15 protein-coding genes are annotated in these 16499 nt (G+C 74.4%); 7 read left to right on the top strand and 8 right to left on the bottom strand.

The window, feature by feature from the left end:
- From ACSNN8_RS34050 to ACSNN8_RS34040, 3 genes are all read right to left on the bottom strand, one after another.
- Complete coding sequence (locus ACSNN8_RS34050; protein ID WP_436654236.1) at positions 1 to 309, bottom strand: STAS domain-containing protein; 309 nt, start codon at positions 307 to 309, stop codon at positions 1 to 3.
- A gap of 70 nt (positions 310 to 379) precedes the next feature.
- Positions 380 to 1330, bottom strand: a complete 951-nt coding sequence (locus ACSNN8_RS34045; RefSeq protein ID WP_436654234.1) for an FAD-dependent oxidoreductase — start codon at positions 1328 to 1330, stop codon at positions 380 to 382.
- Positions 1323 to 2288: a hypothetical protein gene (locus ACSNN8_RS34040; protein WP_436654233.1), complete on the bottom strand. Its 966-nt coding sequence runs from the start codon at positions 2286 to 2288 to the stop codon at positions 1323 to 1325. Before ACSNN8_RS34040 ends, ACSNN8_RS34045 begins: the two co-directional genes overlap by 8 nt.
- A gap of 90 nt (positions 2289 to 2378) precedes the next feature.
- Here ACSNN8_RS34040 and ACSNN8_RS34035 point away from each other — a divergent pair, with 90 nt between their 5' ends.
- The 7 genes from ACSNN8_RS34035 to ACSNN8_RS34005 all read left to right on the top strand — a co-directional run bounded on the left by ACSNN8_RS34035 (position 2379) and on the right by ACSNN8_RS34005 (position 8105).
- Entirely contained in the window at positions 2379 to 2735 is a 357-nt protein-coding gene (locus tag ACSNN8_RS34035) for a hypothetical protein (protein ID WP_436654231.1), read from the top strand.
- A 115-nt stretch (positions 2736 to 2850) separates the two neighbouring features.
- The gene (locus ACSNN8_RS34030) at positions 2851 to 4254 is read left to right on the top strand and encodes a hypothetical protein (RefSeq protein ID WP_436654229.1); all 1404 of its coding nucleotides are present in this window, start codon (positions 2851 to 2853) and stop codon (positions 4252 to 4254) included.
- Positions 4223 to 5041, top strand: coding sequence for an inositol monophosphatase family protein (locus ACSNN8_RS34025; RefSeq protein ID WP_436654227.1), 819 nt, complete (start codon positions 4223 to 4225; stop codon positions 5039 to 5041). Before ACSNN8_RS34030 ends, ACSNN8_RS34025 begins: the two co-directional genes overlap by 32 nt.
- Before the next feature lie 71 nt (positions 5042 to 5112).
- Complete coding sequence (locus ACSNN8_RS34020; RefSeq protein ID WP_436654225.1) at positions 5113 to 5811, top strand: class I SAM-dependent methyltransferase; 699 nt, start codon at positions 5113 to 5115, stop codon at positions 5809 to 5811.
- A gap of 19 nt (positions 5812 to 5830) precedes the next feature.
- Positions 5831 to 6625 (top strand): endonuclease/exonuclease/phosphatase family protein, encoded by a 795-nt coding sequence (locus tag ACSNN8_RS34015; protein ID WP_436654224.1) that lies wholly within the window; start codon positions 5831 to 5833, stop codon positions 6623 to 6625.
- A 152-nt stretch (positions 6626 to 6777) separates the two neighbouring features.
- The gene (locus ACSNN8_RS34010; protein WP_436654223.1) at positions 6778 to 7434 is read left to right on the top strand and encodes a DUF4142 domain-containing protein; all 657 of its coding nucleotides are present in this window, start codon (positions 6778 to 6780) and stop codon (positions 7432 to 7434) included.
- Positions 7431 to 8105 carry a class F sortase gene (locus ACSNN8_RS34005; RefSeq protein ID WP_436654221.1) on the top strand — a complete coding sequence of 225 codons (675 nt, stop codon included), beginning with the start codon at positions 7431 to 7433 and terminating at the stop codon, positions 8103 to 8105. Before ACSNN8_RS34010 ends, ACSNN8_RS34005 begins: the two co-directional genes overlap by 4 nt.
- Here the strand turns inward: ACSNN8_RS34005 and ACSNN8_RS34000 are convergent.
- From ACSNN8_RS34000 to ACSNN8_RS33980, 5 genes are all read right to left on the bottom strand, one after another.
- A complete protein-coding gene (locus ACSNN8_RS34000; protein ID WP_436654219.1) occupies positions 8084 to 8506 on the bottom strand; it encodes a hypothetical protein in 423 nt (140 codons plus the stop codon). The genes ACSNN8_RS34005 and ACSNN8_RS34000 overlap by 22 nt on opposite strands.
- A gap of 9 nt (positions 8507 to 8515) precedes the next feature.
- Entirely contained in the window at positions 8516 to 10720 is a 2205-nt protein-coding gene (locus ACSNN8_RS33995) for a DUF3488 and transglutaminase-like domain-containing protein (RefSeq protein ID WP_436654217.1), read from the bottom strand.
- Positions 10721 to 11269: 549 nt separating this feature from the next.
- Complete coding sequence (locus tag ACSNN8_RS33990; RefSeq protein ID WP_436654215.1) at positions 11270 to 12448, bottom strand: DUF58 domain-containing protein; 1179 nt, start codon at positions 12446 to 12448, stop codon at positions 11270 to 11272.
- 359 nt (positions 12449 to 12807) lie between these two features.
- A complete protein-coding gene (locus ACSNN8_RS33985; protein WP_436654213.1) occupies positions 12808 to 13797 on the bottom strand; it encodes an AAA family ATPase in 990 nt (329 codons plus the stop codon).
- 19 nt (positions 13798 to 13816) lie between these two features.
- Positions 13817 to 16396 carry a fibronectin type III domain-containing protein gene (locus tag ACSNN8_RS33980; RefSeq protein WP_436654212.1) on the bottom strand — a complete coding sequence of 860 codons (2580 nt, stop codon included), beginning with the start codon at positions 16394 to 16396 and terminating at the stop codon, positions 13817 to 13819.
- Positions 16397 to 16499 lie beyond the last annotated feature (103 nt).

Here is a 16499-nt window from a genome sequence, read left to right as displayed (position 1 = left end):
CTATCGAGCCGTCAGGCTGTCCAGCAGGCCGGTGACCTCCAGCAACCGGTGCACGCCCTCCTGCAGCCTGATCACCCGCAGCGCGACACCGCGGACGGCCGCCTCGTGGTAGGCCCGGTCGAGCGCGGCGACGCCGGAGGAGTCGCAGAAGCCCACGTCGCCGAAGTCCACGAGGATCCGCGGGGTGCCGTCCACGGCGACGGCTCTCGCCAGCGCCTCCTCGAACTCCTCGATGGTGGCCAGGTCGATCTCGCCGGCCACGGACAGGTGGATGGTGCCGTCGGAGGTCACCAAGATCTGGACGATCATGCAGGGGCCGGGTTCCGCTCTGGTGCTGTCATGGCGGCCGGGCATGCCCGCAATTCGGCGGGCCAATCAGTCAATTTCGGCGCGCGGGCTCCGACTGCTGGACGAGGCGCACGACGTCGGCCGCCTCACCCCACGAAAGGGTGAACCCGGCGCCGCCGTGGCCGTAGCAGGCGATCACCGGGCGGGCGTGGCCGTCCACCCGTTCGAGGCGCACGCTGGTGCGCGCGGGACGCAGGCCGGCCGCGCGCGAGAGCACCGGCTGCCCGGCGAGCTCGGGCACCAGCGCGGTCACCCGGGCCAGCACGGCCGCCTCGACGTCGGCGTGGGTGCTCTCGTCCCAGGAGCCGACGTCGTCGGTGCCGCCGCACACCACGTCGTGGTCGCGGGGCACCACGTACGTCAGCCCGGCCGGGTTGTCGCCGTCGAGCCACCAGTCGGTCAGGCCCGGGTTCGCCAGGCGCACCACCTGGCCGCGGATCGGGTACAGCTCGTCGTCGCCGCCGAGCAGCGCCGCCGAGCCGAGCCCGGCGGCCACCACCACGACGTCGCCGGCCACGTCGTCCAGCGACGCCACCGTGCGGGCCTCGAACCGTACGCCCAAGCCCTGGACCTGCTTCTGGAGCCAGGCCAGGTACGCGTCGGTGACCGCGAGCGGCAGCAGGCACCGTACGCCCGTCGCGCCCTCCGGGACCGTCTGGGCCACGGCCGTCCCGGGCACCGCCGACGTCCAGCTCAGGTCGGGGTCGGGGCGCCGGTGCACGACCGTGCCGTGCCGCAGCCGCACGCCGGTCGACGGGTCCGCGGCCAGCTGCACGAAGCGGCGGTACGAGGCCTCGCCCGAGGCGAGCACCCGCGGCGTGGGCGCCACGTCGTGCGGGAACCAGATGGCCGCGGCCACCGACGACACGGACGCGCGATGGTCGCGCGCCGCGATCACGGTGACCGCGTGCCCCTCGGCCGCCAGCTCGTGCGCGACGGTCAGCCCGATGACGCCGCCGCCGACGACCGAGACGTCACTCACCGGTGAGGTCGCCTAGCCCGCCCAGGGAGCCGCCGATGGCCGGCTGCGGGAGGTTGCCCAGGTCGACCTTCGTGGCGCCCTCCGGGGTGGCGATCGGCGCGCCGGTGGTCATCTCGAGCCGCGCGGCGACCCGGCCGGTGGCCCCGTCCGCGAACTGCAGCACGTTGATCTCGACCGCGGTCAGCTTGCCGCCGTCGATCCACAGGTCCAGCACGATCGGGCGGTCGGCGGGCGCCTTCGGGAACTCGCTCGCCAGCGACGGCTCCACCGCGGTGGCCACGCGCTTGGCCTCCGCGTACGCCTTGGCGGTCGACGACGTGGCGATCAGGTGCTTGTCGTCGGCGCTGTCACGCACCACCTCAGCGCCCTCGAGCAGGTTGGTGGCGGCCTTGGTCAGCTCGTCCACCGCCTTGCGCGACTGTGCGTCGGGGGTGGGCTCGGCGCCGGTCAGGCCGGTCAGCTCGCTGGTGTCGACCGACACCCACTTGCCGGCGAACAGCGCGTCGGTGCCCGGGTTGCTGCCGGCCCCGCTGAGCTGCTTGAGGTCGGCCGGGGTGGCGCCGAACTTCTTCGCCAGCTCGGTGACCGGGGCCTTGGCGTACAGCGTCCGGCCGACGTAGCGGATCTCGGTGCCGGTGACGCCGTCGATGGTCGCCGACAGGCTGGAGGCGTCGTCCTCCGCGCCGGCGCCGCCCTTGTCGTAGGCCATCGTGATCGAGGAGTTGAACAGCTGGTCGACGGTGGCGGCGTCGGCCTCCTTGCCGACCGCGGCGACCAGGTCGGCCGGGTTGCCGGTCAGCTTGATCGTGAAGCCGGCCTGCTGCGCGTCGGCGAGCTGCTGAGCGGCGTTGCGCAGCTCGAGCTTGGGCTCCAGCGCCTGGATCTGCTGCGCCGCGCAGCCGCCGGCCAGGGTGAGGGTGACAGCGCCGGCGACGACGCCGGCCACAGAAGTACGCATGGATCTCCGTCCAATGATGGGCCCGCTCAGGGTAGGGTGCCGCCTCAACCCGGCGCGTCCGCTTTTCGGGCCTGTGTAGGGTGCTGCCGCATGAAGATCACGCGCCGCGGGCTCGCCACGACGTCGCTCACCGTCGCCGCGCTCGGCCTCGCCGCCCTGGTCGGCTGGTCGACGGCCGGCGAGCGCGGCTCGGTGCCCGGGCTGTCGAGCTTCGTGCTGTACGGCATCGTCCTCTGCGCCGGCCTGGCGACGTCCACCACCCTGCGCCGCTGGTCGGGGCGGCACGTGGTGCTCGACGCGCTGATCTTCGTGCCGCTCTGCTACTGCGCCCTGCTGCTGGTCCCGGCGCTGTCCTGGTGGGCCGCCGCCCTGATCGCCGTGGCGGCCGGCGTCGCCCTGGTGCCCCTCGCCGCACGCCGCCGCCGTCGCGCCGGCCCGGCATCCTGACCTCGGGCGCTACCTCGTGCTGACCGACCCCGAGCGGCTCAGCGCTCGGATCGACGCCCTGCTCAACCGCCCGCCGCGCCGCTGACAGCCGGCGCGGACGGGATAGCCTGCGCTGGTGACGGCACAGGAACGCGGCAAGCGCATCTCCGGGATCGCCTTCGGCGCCGTCGTGGGGGCGCTGGCCGGGGCCTCGGTCGCCGGGCGCCGGCGGCCCGGGGTGGCGCCGGTCGGGGCCTCGATCGGCGGGCGTCGGCGGACAGGGGCGACGCCGGCCGGGGCCTCGATGGGCGGGCGTCGGCTGGCCGGGGCGGCGCTGGCCGGGGCGGCGCTGCTGGCGGCGACCGAGGCGGTGGCGCGGGCCCGGCAGCGGCCCGGCGAGATCCCGGCGTGGTGGTCGCGGGTGGCGATGAGCGGCGCGCTCGCCGCGCCGGCGGGCCTGCTCGGGGCGCGGCTGACCCAGGCGGGGCCGGTGGCGGTGGGAGCGGCCGCGGGGGCGGTCGCGGGCGCGCTCGGGTTGCGGCCGCAGAAGGTGGCGCTCGGCCCGGTGGTCGGCGCTGCCGTGGGCGCGGGCTGGCGGGCGGCGGCGGGCCGCGAGGCGGCACCGGCGGCCGTGGCGGCGAGCGCGGTCGTCGGCTTCCGGGTGGTGTCGGCGCTGCTGTTCCGCGACCCGCAGGTGAGCCTGCTGGCCGACCGGGTGCCGGCGTCGCAGCTGCCGTTCGTCGTGCCGCTCGAGGCCCGTACGCGCTATGTCGGCACCGGATATGTGCGCCGGCTGGCCGAGGCGCTCGGCGGCACCTACCAGCCCGACGCCGCCGACGTGGGCATCGTCGCATCGCTCGACGACCTCGCCGGGCCGCAGTTCGACCCCGCGGCCGTCGACCCGCTGGTGCGCGAGTTCTACGAGCACACCACCCGGTTCCGGCTCGACATCGTGCCGCGCTGGCGGCCGTGGGTGCGCCCGGGCTACCTGCTCTACCGCACGCTCGTGGCGCGGCCGCTGGGGCAGGCCAACGTGCCGATGAACCAGCGCGAGACCGTACGCGGGGTGCGCAGCCGCATCGACACCATCACGCCCGAGGGCACGGACCTGATCGGCGTACGGGGCTGGATCCGCTCGTACGCCGACACCGACGAGCCCATCTACGTGGGCATCTACACCACGTACCGGCACGGCGGCCGCGGCTTCGTGAGCGTCGGCTTCCCCGTGCCGCAGGGCAGCTTCACCGCCACGCTGCTCCCGTTGCCGCGCCCCGGCGGCGGGCTCGTGCTCACCAGCCGCAGCGACCAGCCCCACCCCGGGCACTATCTGTCCTACGTCGACCCGGCCACCCGCGAGCTGACCACGCTGGCCGTGCACGGGTTCGCCGAACAGCTCGACGTCTTCACCGACGGCGGCGACCTGCGCGCCGAGCACGCCTTCTCGCTGTACGGGCTGCCCTTCCTGGTGCTGCACTACACGATCCACCGCAAGACCGTAGGGTCCGTCCATGACGATCACCGACCACGCGCTGGCCGTTGAGGCCGCCGAAGCCGGAGCCGCCGTCGTCCGCGCCCACTACGGCTCGTCGCTGACCCGGTTCGCCAAGACCGCGGGCGACTTCGCCACCACCGCCGACCTCGAGGCGGAGAGGGCCGTGCTCGACGTGCTGCGCCGGGAACGGCCGGACGACGTCGTGCTGGGGGAGGAGAGCGGCCGTACGGGTGTGGACCGCAACGGGCGCATGTGGATGGTGGACCCGTTGTGCGGAACGCTGAACTACGCCGTACGCACCATGCTCGCCTCGGTCAACGTGGCGCTGCGCATCGGTGACCGCGTTGCCGCGGCTGCCTCGGCCGACCCGTTCGCCGCCGAGGTGTTCTGGACCGACGGCGCCGCCGCGTACGTGCGCAGCGACGGCGCGGACGAGCGGCTGCTGCCGTCCGCCGAATCCGTGCTGGTCGACCTCAACCTCGACCCGCCCTTTCCCAACCGGGAGACGTTCCTGGCCGCCCGGATGCTCGCCGACGAGGCGTTCCTGGCGCGGTTCCGCCCGCGCGTCGTCTCCACCACGCTGGCCGTCGCCTGGGTCGCCGCGGGCCGCCGCGCCGCGTACGTCACCGACGGCCACCTGCGCGACAGCGTGCACTTCGCGGCAGGGATCGCCCTGTGCCGGGCCGCCGGCTGCGTGGTCACCGGCCTCGACGGCCGGCCCCTGCACACCGGCGCCGGCGGCCTGCTCGCGGCCGCCGACCCCGACACCCACGCCGCTCTGCTCGCCGTCATCCGCACCCAGCGCGCCCCCTCCGGCTCCGGCTCCGGCTCCTGAACGCTCCCGGTCGCCTCGGATCGTCCGGACGCCGAGTTGCCGGGCCCGGTCGCCGCCCCGACGATGGGGTGGTGGACGGCGCCGAGGTGGAGAAACTCGTCGCGCTCGAGGATCGCCACTGGTGGTATCGGGAGCGGCGGGCCCTGCTCGGCCGCAGCCTGCGCCTGCTGCCGGGCCCTCCCGGAGTCGCCCTGGACATCGGTGCGGCCGGCGGCGGCAACACCCGGGTCCTGCGGCAGCATCGCTGGTCGCCGATCGCGGTCGAGTACGGCTCGCACGGCGCGGCCGTGGCGCGGCGGCGCGGGCTGACGACCGTACGGGGAGACGGCCGTCATCTGCCCTTCCGGTCGGGCTCGGCCGATCTGGTCGTCGCCTTCGACGTGCTCGAGCACATCGCCGACGACCTGCGGGCCGTGGCGGAGATCCGCAGGGTGCTCAGGCCCGGCGCGAGCGCGCTCGTCACCGTGCCGTGCGACATGCGGCTGTGGTCGGCGCACGACGTGGCCGTCGGGCACGTCCGGCGCTACACCCGCGACAGCCTGCGCGCGGTGCTGCGCGACGGCGGCCTGCGGGTGGAGCAGCTGTGGAGCTGGAACGTGCTGCTGCGCCCGGCGGCGGCGTGGGTGCGGCGGCGGTCCACCAGCAGCGACCTGCGCGAGGTGCATCCGGTCGTCAACGCCGTGCTCGGCTCGGTGGTCAGGGCGGAGCGCTTCCTGCCGGTGTCGTCGCTGCCCGGCGTGTCGCTGGTGGCCCGGGCGGTCCGGGCCTGATCGCCTACCATCGGCTGCTGTGCGGATCGTGACCTTGAACGCGTGGGGCGGCGCCCGGCACGACGAGCTCGTCGCGTGGCTGCCCGCCAGCGGGGCGGACGTGCTGTGCCTGCAGGAGGTGACCCGTACGCCCGGGTTGCGCGGGTGGACGCGCTTCGAGGACGCCGATCGGGTGCTGCCGCAGCGCGCCGACCTGTTCGACGACGTGCGCGCCGCGCTGCCGGGGCACCAGGCGATGTTCCTGGCCAGCGACTCCGGTCCCGTGCACGACGAGCAGGGCGGGCGCCACCGGCAGGACTTCGGCGTGGCCACCCTGGTCGCCCCGCGGCTGCCGGTGATCGGCGTCGACTCCGCCTATGTGCACGGCGACTTCACCGAGCACGACGAGTGGACGGTGGGGGACCGCCCGCGCAACGCGCTCGCCGTGCGCACCGTCGACCGGGCCACGGGTCGCACGGTCTGCGTGGTGCAGGCCCATGGCGTACGGGACCCGGCCGGCAAGGGCGACACCCCGGCCCGCCGCGAGCAGGCCGTACGGCTGGCCGCCCTCGTCCGCCGCGTGCGCCGCCCCGGCGACCTGGTCGTGCTCGGCGGCGACCTCAACCTGCTGCCGGGCAGCGAGACGTTCTCGATCCTCGCCGGGGCGGGGCTGACCGACCTGGTGGGCCCGGCCGACACCCGTACGTCGCACTACCGCAAGCCGGTGCGGCACGCGAGCTACCTGCTGGTCTCCGACGTGGCCGCCGTCAAGCACTTCGAGGTCCTGGCCGAGCCGGAGGTCTCCGACCACCGCGCGCTGGTCCTCGAGCTCTGACCCCGGGCTCTGTCGGACCTTGTTGCGTCGATTCGCCAGCTGTCCCCGGAGGGCCAACATGGGGGCCAAAACGATAGTTGCGTCGATTGCTGTGCATGGGGGCCGGGTCGCCGGGTATCCGCGCACCGTCCCCGAGTGAATGGAAGAGATCGATGTTCATGCGACGTCTGGCGGCCATCGCCGCCGTTTCCGGGCTCCTGCTGGTGCCCGCCACCGCCGCCCAGGCGGCACCCTCCGACCAGGACGCGGCCTACCTGAAGGCGGCGCACCAGTCGAACCTCACCGAGATCGCCGGCGGCAAGCTCGCCCAGCAGAAGGCCGCCAGCCAGGCGGTCAAGGACCTCGGCGCCCGCTTCGTCGCCGACCACACCAAGCTGGACGCCTCGCTGCGGCAGACCGCCTCCGACCTGGGCGTCGACCTGCCGTCCGAGCCCAACGCCGAGCAGAAGGCCCTCGCCGCCCGCTACCAGGCCGCCTCGGGCGAGGACTTCGACGCCCTGTTCGTGCCCACCCAGATGGACGCGCACATGAAGGCCATGCAGCTCGGCCAGACCGAGCTCTCCCGGGGCAGCGACGCCAACGCCAAGAAGGTCGCCCGTTCCGCCGCGCCGGTCGTCGCCGCGCACCACGACCTGATCCGTGCGGCCGCCCGTGAGATCGGCGTTCCGACGGGCGTCAACAGCGGCACCGGCGGCACCGCCGACAACGGTGGCCTGAGCACCACCGCGATCAGCCTGGTCGCGCTCGGCGCGCTGCTGGTCGGCGCGGCCGCGATGTTCCTGCTGCGCCGCCGTACCGTCCGCGCATGAGCATCCGCGATGCCGGCGGCCGGCGGGCGCTCGGCCTCGGCCTGCTCGCCGCGGGCGTGTGCGCGCTGACCGTCGGCATCGCGACGCTGCACGAGCCCGGGAGGGTCCCCGCCGCGGCGGGTACCCTTCCGGCGCCGTCCTTCACGGTGCCGGGGCCGGCGTCCTCCGCCTCGGCGCCGTCGGTCGCTCCTTCCCGCTCCGCGACGCGCGGGGCCAGGGACCTGCCCGCGGCCGTCACGATGCCGACCCGCGTCACGATCGGCGACCTCGACGTCGACGCCCCGATCGACCCGGCCGGCGTGGCCCGCGACCGCGAGCTGCGCATCCCCGAGGACCCGTCGCGGCTCGGCTGGTGGATCGGCTCGGCCCGCCCCGGCGAGCCCACCGGCACCGTCCTGATCGCCGGCCACGTCGACACGGCCGCCGACGGCCGCGGCGCCCTGTTCGAGCTGGAGAACCTGAAGATGGGCGCCCGCATCCAGGTCCGCTCGGGCGCGACCACCCACGAGTACCGCGCCGTGGCCCGGCGCAGCTACGTCAAGAGCCGCCTGCCCGCCGACCTGTTCCGCCCCGCGACCTCGCCCCGCCTGGTCCTGATCACCTGCGGGGGCGACTTCCACGACGGCGCCTACTCCCACAACGTGGTCCTCTACGCCGAGCCCGTCGCCTGACCGGACGCTTCCTCGGCGTACGCGTCAAGACCGACCTGCACCACCCGAGCCAGCCCGGCGCGGTCGACCGCCCGCACCACCCCGTCGGCGGCCAGCACCAGCCCGAGCCCGCTCATCTGCGCGGCACACTCGAGGGCCCGCCGCCGGCGCCGCGGGTCGAACCCGTCCAGGTCCACCTCGTTGCTCGAGAGCAGGGCGTACGCCAACCGCCGCCCGGTCGACCGCAGCGCCTCCGGCGTGAACCCGCGCGTCGTCAGATGCCACGCGAGGCCGCCCGGGCACCGATAGACGGTGACGCTCTCCCCGTACGCCGCCGCGTCCTCATCCGCGGCCGCCAGCGCCGAACTCTCGTCCCGGTAGCGCTTCTTGCCGCAGGAGCAGTTGTACCGCCGGCCCGGCATGCCCCCACGCTACCTGCGCCGGCGCAGCGGCCCCGGGTGCACGCTCCACCACAGCCGCCGCCACCACGAGCGGCGCGAGCGCAGCGCCTCGGCGTACGCGATCGCCTGCTCACCCGCCCGGCTCGCCTGCGCGTCGCCGGCCGAGCCGGGGGAGAAGCCCACGGTGTTGATCCCCGCCACCAGCTCGTCCAGCGGCGGCAGGTCCCCCGCGTCGGGCACCGCCTTGCGCAGGAGGTGCGGCTCGTGCGCGTACGCCGCGGCCTCCGTCGCCGCCAGATGCGCCGGCACCGGCTGACCCGCCAGCCGCAGCGCGTCCCGGAACTCCGCCCACGCCCCGGTGATCCGGTCGTCCGGGCTGCCCGCGGTCAGCCGCCGGCGCCGCAGCGAACGCCGCATCAGCACGATCGCCCCCGCCGCAGCGACCAGCACGAGCAGCACGGACCCCGACGCGCCCCCGGCGACCACCACGGCCGACGGCCCCCGATCGTCCGGGGCCGCGAGCGCCGCCGGCGGACCCGACGACGACGGCGTCTCCGTGGGCGTGGGCGCCTCGGACGGCGGGGACGGCGGCTTGGTCGGCCGCGGCGTGAAGTCCTCCTCGACCGGCCGCGGGTTCCTGCTCTTGGGCATCGGGTCGAACGCCACCCACCCCAGCCCGTCGAACAGCACCTCCGGCCACGCCAGCGCGCTGCCCGCCGTCACCGTGCCGCCCGCGGCCGGCGCGTCGAAGCCCACGACCACCCGGCTGGGCAGCCCGGTCAGCCGGGCCAGCACCGCGAACGACGCCGCGAACTGCTCCGAGGTGCCCACCTGACCGCCCTGCCCGCGCGGCCCGAACAGGAAGAAGCTCAGGTTCGGGTACGCGTGCCCGCTCGGCGCGTCGGCCACCCGCCGGTAGTGCTCGGCCAGGAACTCCTCGATCGTGACCGCCCGGTCGTACGCCGCGCCGTTGCCGTCGGCCAGCTGCTCGGCGAGCCGTTGGATGGCGTCCGGCACGTCCGGGCCCACCGCGAGATAGCGCGCGACCGCCTCACCCGACGGTGACTCCGCCGTGGGCAGCAGGTTGAGGTCCGGCGTCTGCAGCTGCGAGGTCACCACGTACTTGAGCCCCGGCGTCAGCCCCTCGGGCCGGATCATCGTGCCCGTGGCCGCGTCGAAGGCCACCCGCGCCCCCTGCACCGCCGTCGGCGTGGGCACGACCGGCAGCAGCCGGCCCGTCAGCCCGTTCACGATCACGCTCTGGTGCACCTCGGTCAGCTGCGTGTCCGGCAGCCGCGGCTGCGCCGGCAACACCCGTCCCGCGTTGCGGTAGGTCGCCCCCACCCGCCACGTCACACCGTCGTAGTCGGGCAGCACCGCCAGCCGCAACCGCAGCCTCTTGCCCGGCGACGCCGACGCCCGCGACACCTTGAGCAGCGGTTCCTTCGGCGTCAACGCCCATCCGGAGATCCGGTTGAGCGGGCTCTCGTCCAAGCTGTCCACCTGCGGCGGTTGCACGTACTGCCGCGGATCCACCGGCGTCGTCCCGACCCGTCCACCGATCCACGGCCCCACCGCGACGATCAGCGCGAGCACCGCCGCCAGCCCCGCCGCGGCCCTCGCCCGTACGGGAACCCGGGTCTTTCCCGGCCCGCCGTCGCCCCGGTCCGCGCTGCGCGCACTCGCCGCCAGCGCCACCACCGCGAGCCCCGCGAAGACCAGCGTCGGCGTGCCGCTGGTGTCCGCGTTCGGACCCACCACATAGAGCGCCCCCGCATAGAGACCGGTCACCGGTACGAGGCCCAGCAGCACCCGCCCCGCGCGGACCCCCACTTCCGCCGCCGCCAGCCCCGCCAGCCAGGCCGCCACCACCGGCACCACCACGGTGTCCGGCGTGGCCTCCACCGGGATCATCGCCGTCAGCAGCCGCGGAATCCCGTTGCGCACGCTGTCCTCGACCACCTCGGCCAGCGGCTCCACGTTCCCCGCCCGCGCCGCCGCGATCTTCAAGGCCACGACCGTGTACGCCGCCATCAGCACAGCCGACAGCGGAGCCACCACCCAGTTCGGCAGCCGCCGGCACGCCAGGCTGAGCCCCACCGCCCCCACGCCCGCGCCCGCCATCAGCTCGACGAGCAGCGCCCCCGCAAAGATCCGCCCGAGGACGACCCCCGCCAGCCCGATCATCCCCGCCAACACCGCCGCGACGACGGCCGCCCGCACCCACCTACCCATCAGCGCAGCCCCGCCCGGGCGCGCGGCAGCCCGCCCTCCGCCTCAGTCCTCGAACAGCGTGCCCGACGACCCGATCCAACGCCACGGAGCCGTACCGCCTGAGCCGGGCCACTCGCCCAGCCCGTCCGGCACGCGGGTCCCTCTGTGCCGCTTCTTCCGGAGGCGCCTTCTCGGGGCGCGCTTCTCCCGGGCGTGCTGCTTCGTCCGGGAGTGCTGCTTCTCGGCGTGCTGTTTCTGCCGTGCGCGCTGCTTGCGTGCGTGCTGTTTCGTGCGGGCGCGCGGCGAGGTCCGGGCGTGCTGTTTCTGCCGCGCGCGTTGGTTGCGGGCGTGCTGTTTCGTCCGGGCGCGCTGTGTGGTCCGGGCGCGCTGTTTCTGCCGTGCGCGCTGCTTGCGTGCGTGCTGCTTCGTCTGGGCGCGCTGCGCGATCCCGGCGCGCTTTGTCCCGGCGAGCTGCGGGCGCAGATCGCCGCGCCGCCGACCCAACCGGGTGGGTCACCGCCCTCCACGGCATGGGTGCGCCCGGAGACGCCCGCCGGTCGTCCCGCGTACTCACCATCCGCGGACCCCGTCCCACGCGGCCGCGAACTCCGTGCCGTCCGCCGCCTCGACCACGATCAGCCCGTCCCCGCCCGACACCGGAGCCCCGTCGCGGTCGCCGAACAGCCCCGCCATCACCACCGGGTACGGCCCCCGCAGCGCGCTGACCGCCCCGAGCTCGTCCCGCCCGCCCGGCCCGGTGAGGAACACCAGCGTGTCCCCGAGCCGCTGCGCCCGGACGCGCCGCAGCGTCGCCGCCAGATCCCCCCGCTGCAGCGTCGCCTGCGTCAGCACATCCAGATACGGCCCGCTCGCCACGCTCGTCACCAGGTGCAGGCTGACCGGAATGTCCTCCCGCACCGCAGCCGCCACGATGGACGCCGCCGCCTCGCACGCCGACTCGAACGAGTCCGCCACCCCGTCCCGCACGTCCGGGTGCGCCTGCGCCCGGTCGTCGAGCAGCACCACGATCGTCGGCTCCGACGTGTCGAGCTGCTCGCGCACCATCAGCTCGCCGACCTTGGCGCTCGACCGCCAGTGCACCCTGCGCAGCTCGTCCCCGACCACGTACTCCCGCAGCGAGTCGAACGTGATCGTCCCGTGCGGCACCTTGTCGATGCGCCCGTCCAGGCTGCGCGCCATCCCCGCCGGCACCGCCCGCAGCAGGTGGATCCGCGGGTGCACCCACACCTCGGCGATCCCGCCGTACGTCCGAGCCAACGTGACCAGCCCCAGCGGATCCCCGCGCGTGACCCGCAACGGCCCGACCGGCACCACCCCGCGCCGGCTCGTGGGCACCGGATAGTCCACCGTCGTGTCCTTGCCCGGCCGCAGCCGTAACAGCGGAACCGCCACCGCCCGGTTCCCGCACCGATCCGAGGCCACCAGGTTGGCCGCCCGCAGCCGGCTCGCATTACGCACCGTCAACGTCATCCGCGCCGGTTCGCCCCGGGCCACCCGGTCCGGTTCCGCCACCCTCTCCACCCCGAGCCGCGGCCGCCACAGCGCCACCACCACCGCGCAGGCCAGCGCTATCCCCGCAGCCGCTCCCAGCAGCGCCAGGTCCGGATACCCATACCGAAACCCTGCGACCAGCAGCCCCACCGTCGCCAGCACCACGCCATACCCACGCGCCGTGATCCCGGTCGCCCGCCGCCACTTCCGCAGCCCCTTGCCCGCCCGCCCCGGCATCCGCCCGCGCTGCCTCCTGCCGCGCGCGGCTTCCGACGTACGCGGGGCGCCGCCCGTCGCGCTCCCGGCACCCATCTCAACCTCGGCGCCTGGAATGTTGTGGGAGCCCATTCCGTCTCCGGTGCCCGCCGTGTTGTGGGGCGTCGCGCCGGTTCCGGTGCCCGCCGCGTATCGGGGTTTCGCCGCAGTTTGCTTGCCCGGAGCACCTCCAGTGGCCGGCGCTGTCCCACCGCCCACTGTCACCCCACCGCCCGGCGCGATCCCTTCGCCCGATGCGGGCGCGGGCGCGGAGGGGCCGCCGCCGGTCGGCGGAGCGCTGCCGTCCGGCAGCGGCGGCTCTCCGTCGGCTCCCCGCGCGCTCACGCCCCCGCCGCGACGCGGTTGCTGTCCGGCAGCGGCACCGGCACCGACCGCACCGCGTCCGCCAGCACCTCGCCCGCGGTCACCCCCCGCAACTGCGCGTCCGCCGACAACAGCACGCGATGCGCGAACACCGGCTCGATCAGCTCCTTGAGGTCCTCCGGCAGCACGTACCCCCGCCCGTTGATCAGCGCGTACGCGCACGCCGCCCGGGTCAGCGCGATCACCCCGCGCGGGCTCACGCCGACCCGCACCTGCGGATGGTTGCGCGTGGCCGCCGCGAGCCGCACCGCGTACGTGTAGAGCGGGTCCGCGATGTGCACCCGCATCGCCATCCGCACCATCTCGCCGACCGTGGCCGTGTCCGTGATCGGCTCGAGCGCGTCGGGGGAGCGCAGCGCCGCCCCGCGCAGCACCTCGACCTCGACGTCCTCGCTGGGGTAGCCCACCGACAGCTTCACCAGGAACCGGTCGAGCTGCGCCTCCGGCAGCCGGTACGTGCCGTCCATCTCGACCGGGTTCTGCGTCGCCACCACCAGGAACGGCTGCGGCACCGGATGCGGCACCCCGTCCACGGTGACCCGCCGCTCCTCCATCACCTCGAGCAGCGCCGACTGCGTCTTGGGCGACGCCCGGTTGATCTCGTCGGCGATGACGATGTTCGCGAACACCGGCCCCGGGTGGAACTCGAACCCGCGCGACGCCTGGTTGAAGATCGTCACGCCGGACACGTCGGAGGGCAGCAGGTCGGGCGTGAACTGGATGCGCCGCCACTGCCCGCGGATCGACGCGGCCAGCGCCCGGGCCAGCGTCGTCTTGCCCACGCCGGGCACGTCCTCGAGCAGCACGTGCCCCTGCGCGAACAGCGCGGTCAGCGCCAGGCGCACCACCTCGGGCTTGCCCAGCACGACCGCGCCGATCCGGTCGGCGAGCGCGGCCGCCACCTCGGCGAAGCCCTGGACGTGCTGCGGCGGCAGTGGTTCTGTCACGTTCTTACCCTCATGTGGCTCAGCAGGTGGGCAGGTCGTTCAGGTCGTCGCCGCCTTCGAGGTTGAGCCACGCCCACGGGATGTAGTTCTTGCCCTTGTAGTTCACCTGAATCCACCAGGGACTGCGCTTCTCGTTGTTGTAGATGTACGCGTAGATCGACTCGCCCGACTTCTTGCAGTACGCCTGGAGCCGTGTGCCGGGCTTGGCCCAGCCCACCTGCTTGTCGTTGTCCTGTCGGGCCACGCTGAAGATCTCGTTGCCGTTGCGCCCGTCCACGTCCTTGTCGCAGTACGTCGCTTCCTCGCCCGACGAGCCGTTCTTGCACGTGGCGATGCCGTAGAGCGCGTCGGTCGTCGCGGTCGTCGTCGCCTTGACCGTGCCGGCGGCGTTCTTGGCCGTGACCGTGAACGTGTATTTGGTGCTCGGCTTGAGGCTGCCCACCTTGAGGCTGGTGCAGTTGCCGTCCGCCGAGCCCGCGCCCGAGGCCGCCACCGAGCAGCTCGCCGTGCCGCCGCCCGCGTCCACGCTGAACGACACCGTGGCCGTGTTGAAGGTCGGGTTGACCCCGGTGACCGTGATCCGGGGCAACGCGACCGTACGCGCGGTGGCCGTACCCGGCTCGCTCTCGCCCGCCTCGTTGACCGCGCGCACCTCGACCGCCACCGTGGCGCCCGACTCGAACCCGGTCAGCGTCGCCGCCGTGCCGTCCACGACGTCGGTGTTCTTGCCGCCCGCGCTCACCACGTACTTGGTGATCGGCCGCCCGTTGTCCGCCGACGGCTGCCACGCCACCGAGATCGAGCCGGCCTGGTCGCCCGCGGTCGCCGCGTCCACCCCCTCGGGCTTGCCCGGCTTGGTGAACGGCACCACGCTGCCGCTGACCGGCGACGCCTTCGACCCCGCGCCGCGCTCGTTGACCGACACGACCGTGAACGCGTACTGCTTGCCGTACTCGAGCTGGCCGTCCTTGATGGTCAGCGTCGGCTCGGTGGTGTCGCCGATCGGCGCGCTGCCGCCCTCGGAGATCGCGGTCACCGTGTAGCGCCGGATCTCGAGTCCCTGCCCGTTCGCCGGCGGCCAGCCGACCACGACCGTGCCGTCGGGCTTGGCCTCGGCGGTCACCGCGGTCGGCGCGTCGGGCACCTCGGAGGTCGGCCGCACGGCGTTGCTCGTACGGGCGGGTCCCTGCCCCTTCTTGTTCACCGCGGACACCGCGAACTGGTACGTCTGCCCGTTGACCAGCCCGGTCACCGTCAGCGCCCGCTGGTCGGCGCCCACCTGGAAGCTGCGCCCCGCGCCCACCACGACGTACCGGGTGATCGCCGCGCCGTTGTCCTGCGCCCGCTGCCAGGTCACGCGCGCCTCGGCGTTGCCCGCGGCCGCCCGCACGTTGCGCGGCGCGCCCGGCTTGGTCACCACCGGCTTCTTCGGCTTCGGCGGCGGGGGAGGGGCCTGCGGCGGCGTCGGCGGCTTGTCGCCCCCGAGCACGTCGTCGGCGTACTTGTCGACCGTCCGCACCGCGTGCGAGCTGTCCACGACCCGCGCGCTCGACGAGCCTGGCGCGTTGATGAACAGGTAGCCCTCGCGCACCTCGAGCTCGAGCTTGCCGCCCGGGTCCGGGAAGCTGATGCCCTTCTGCGGCTTGCCCGCCGCGTCGAACACGTGCACCCGCCCGCTCGCGTCGGCGACGTAGAAATAACCCTCCCACGCCACCGCCGGCTGCAGGCCCTCGCCGTCGCCCGGCACCACGAACTCACTGCGCAGCCCCTGCTCACCCACCACGTAGACGTGGCGCGAGTCGGTCACCGTCACCGGCACCTGATCGCCGTCGGTGTGCGGTGCCAGCGACCCCGGCCCGGCCAGCGGCAGCTCCCGCTTGTCGGCGCCCGGCTCCCCGTCGCGCACCGTGGAAAGCATGTTGTTGGTGCGGTTGAGCACCGCCACACCGTCGTCGAGCGTGGACAGCGTGAGGTCGTGCGCGGGCGGCGCGACGGACTCGGTCCGTACGCTCTGGGGACCCGGCGCCGCCGCAGCGCCCGTGCCCCCGCCCTCGGCCGGCGCCGCCGACGAGGTCGCCCCCGGCTCGATCGCCGTGACGGTGCCCTCGCTCGGCGAGGCCACCCACAGCTTGCCCTCGCCGTCGAACACGCCACCCGCGAGCCCCGGCGCGAACCTCAGCGGACTGCCGATCGGGCCCAGCGTCTTCGGGTCGAGCTGCTGCACCTGCCCCTGCACGGCGTCGATGACGAACACCGCGTCCTCGTGCAGCGCCACCCGCACCCCGATGCCCGAGGTGGAGGTCGCGTTCCAGTACTCCTGCAAGGTCGTCAGGTCCATCGAGCCGATCGCGCCCGTGTTCACGTCGCGCAGGATCACGAAGCGGTCGTTCTGCACCACCTGCAGTTCGTGACCACGCGCCTTGGGCACGTCCACCCGCGTGTCGACCTTGGCCGTGACGCCGTTGATCCGCGCCACCTCGCCCTTGGCCCGCGACCACACCCACGACGCGGCATCGAAGCTCGCCACCGCCTGGTCGGCCGAGCCCAGCCCGAACACGGTGAGCCCGAGACCGCCCGCCAAGCTCAGAACGGTGGCCATAGTGACCAGATAACCGCGGCGCCATCGACGCCTCGGCCGGTCCACTGTCACCTCGTCTGCGCTGGTCACTGCGGCTTCCTCCCCCGTCGGCCGGCTGTGGTGC

Origin of the sequence: Actinoplanes sp. URMC 104, assembly GCF_051386375.1 — a bacterium.
Taxonomy (GTDB): domain Bacteria; phylum Actinomycetota; class Actinomycetes; order Mycobacteriales; family Micromonosporaceae; genus Actinoplanes.
This window is presented reverse-complemented; position numbering and strand designations above follow the sequence as displayed.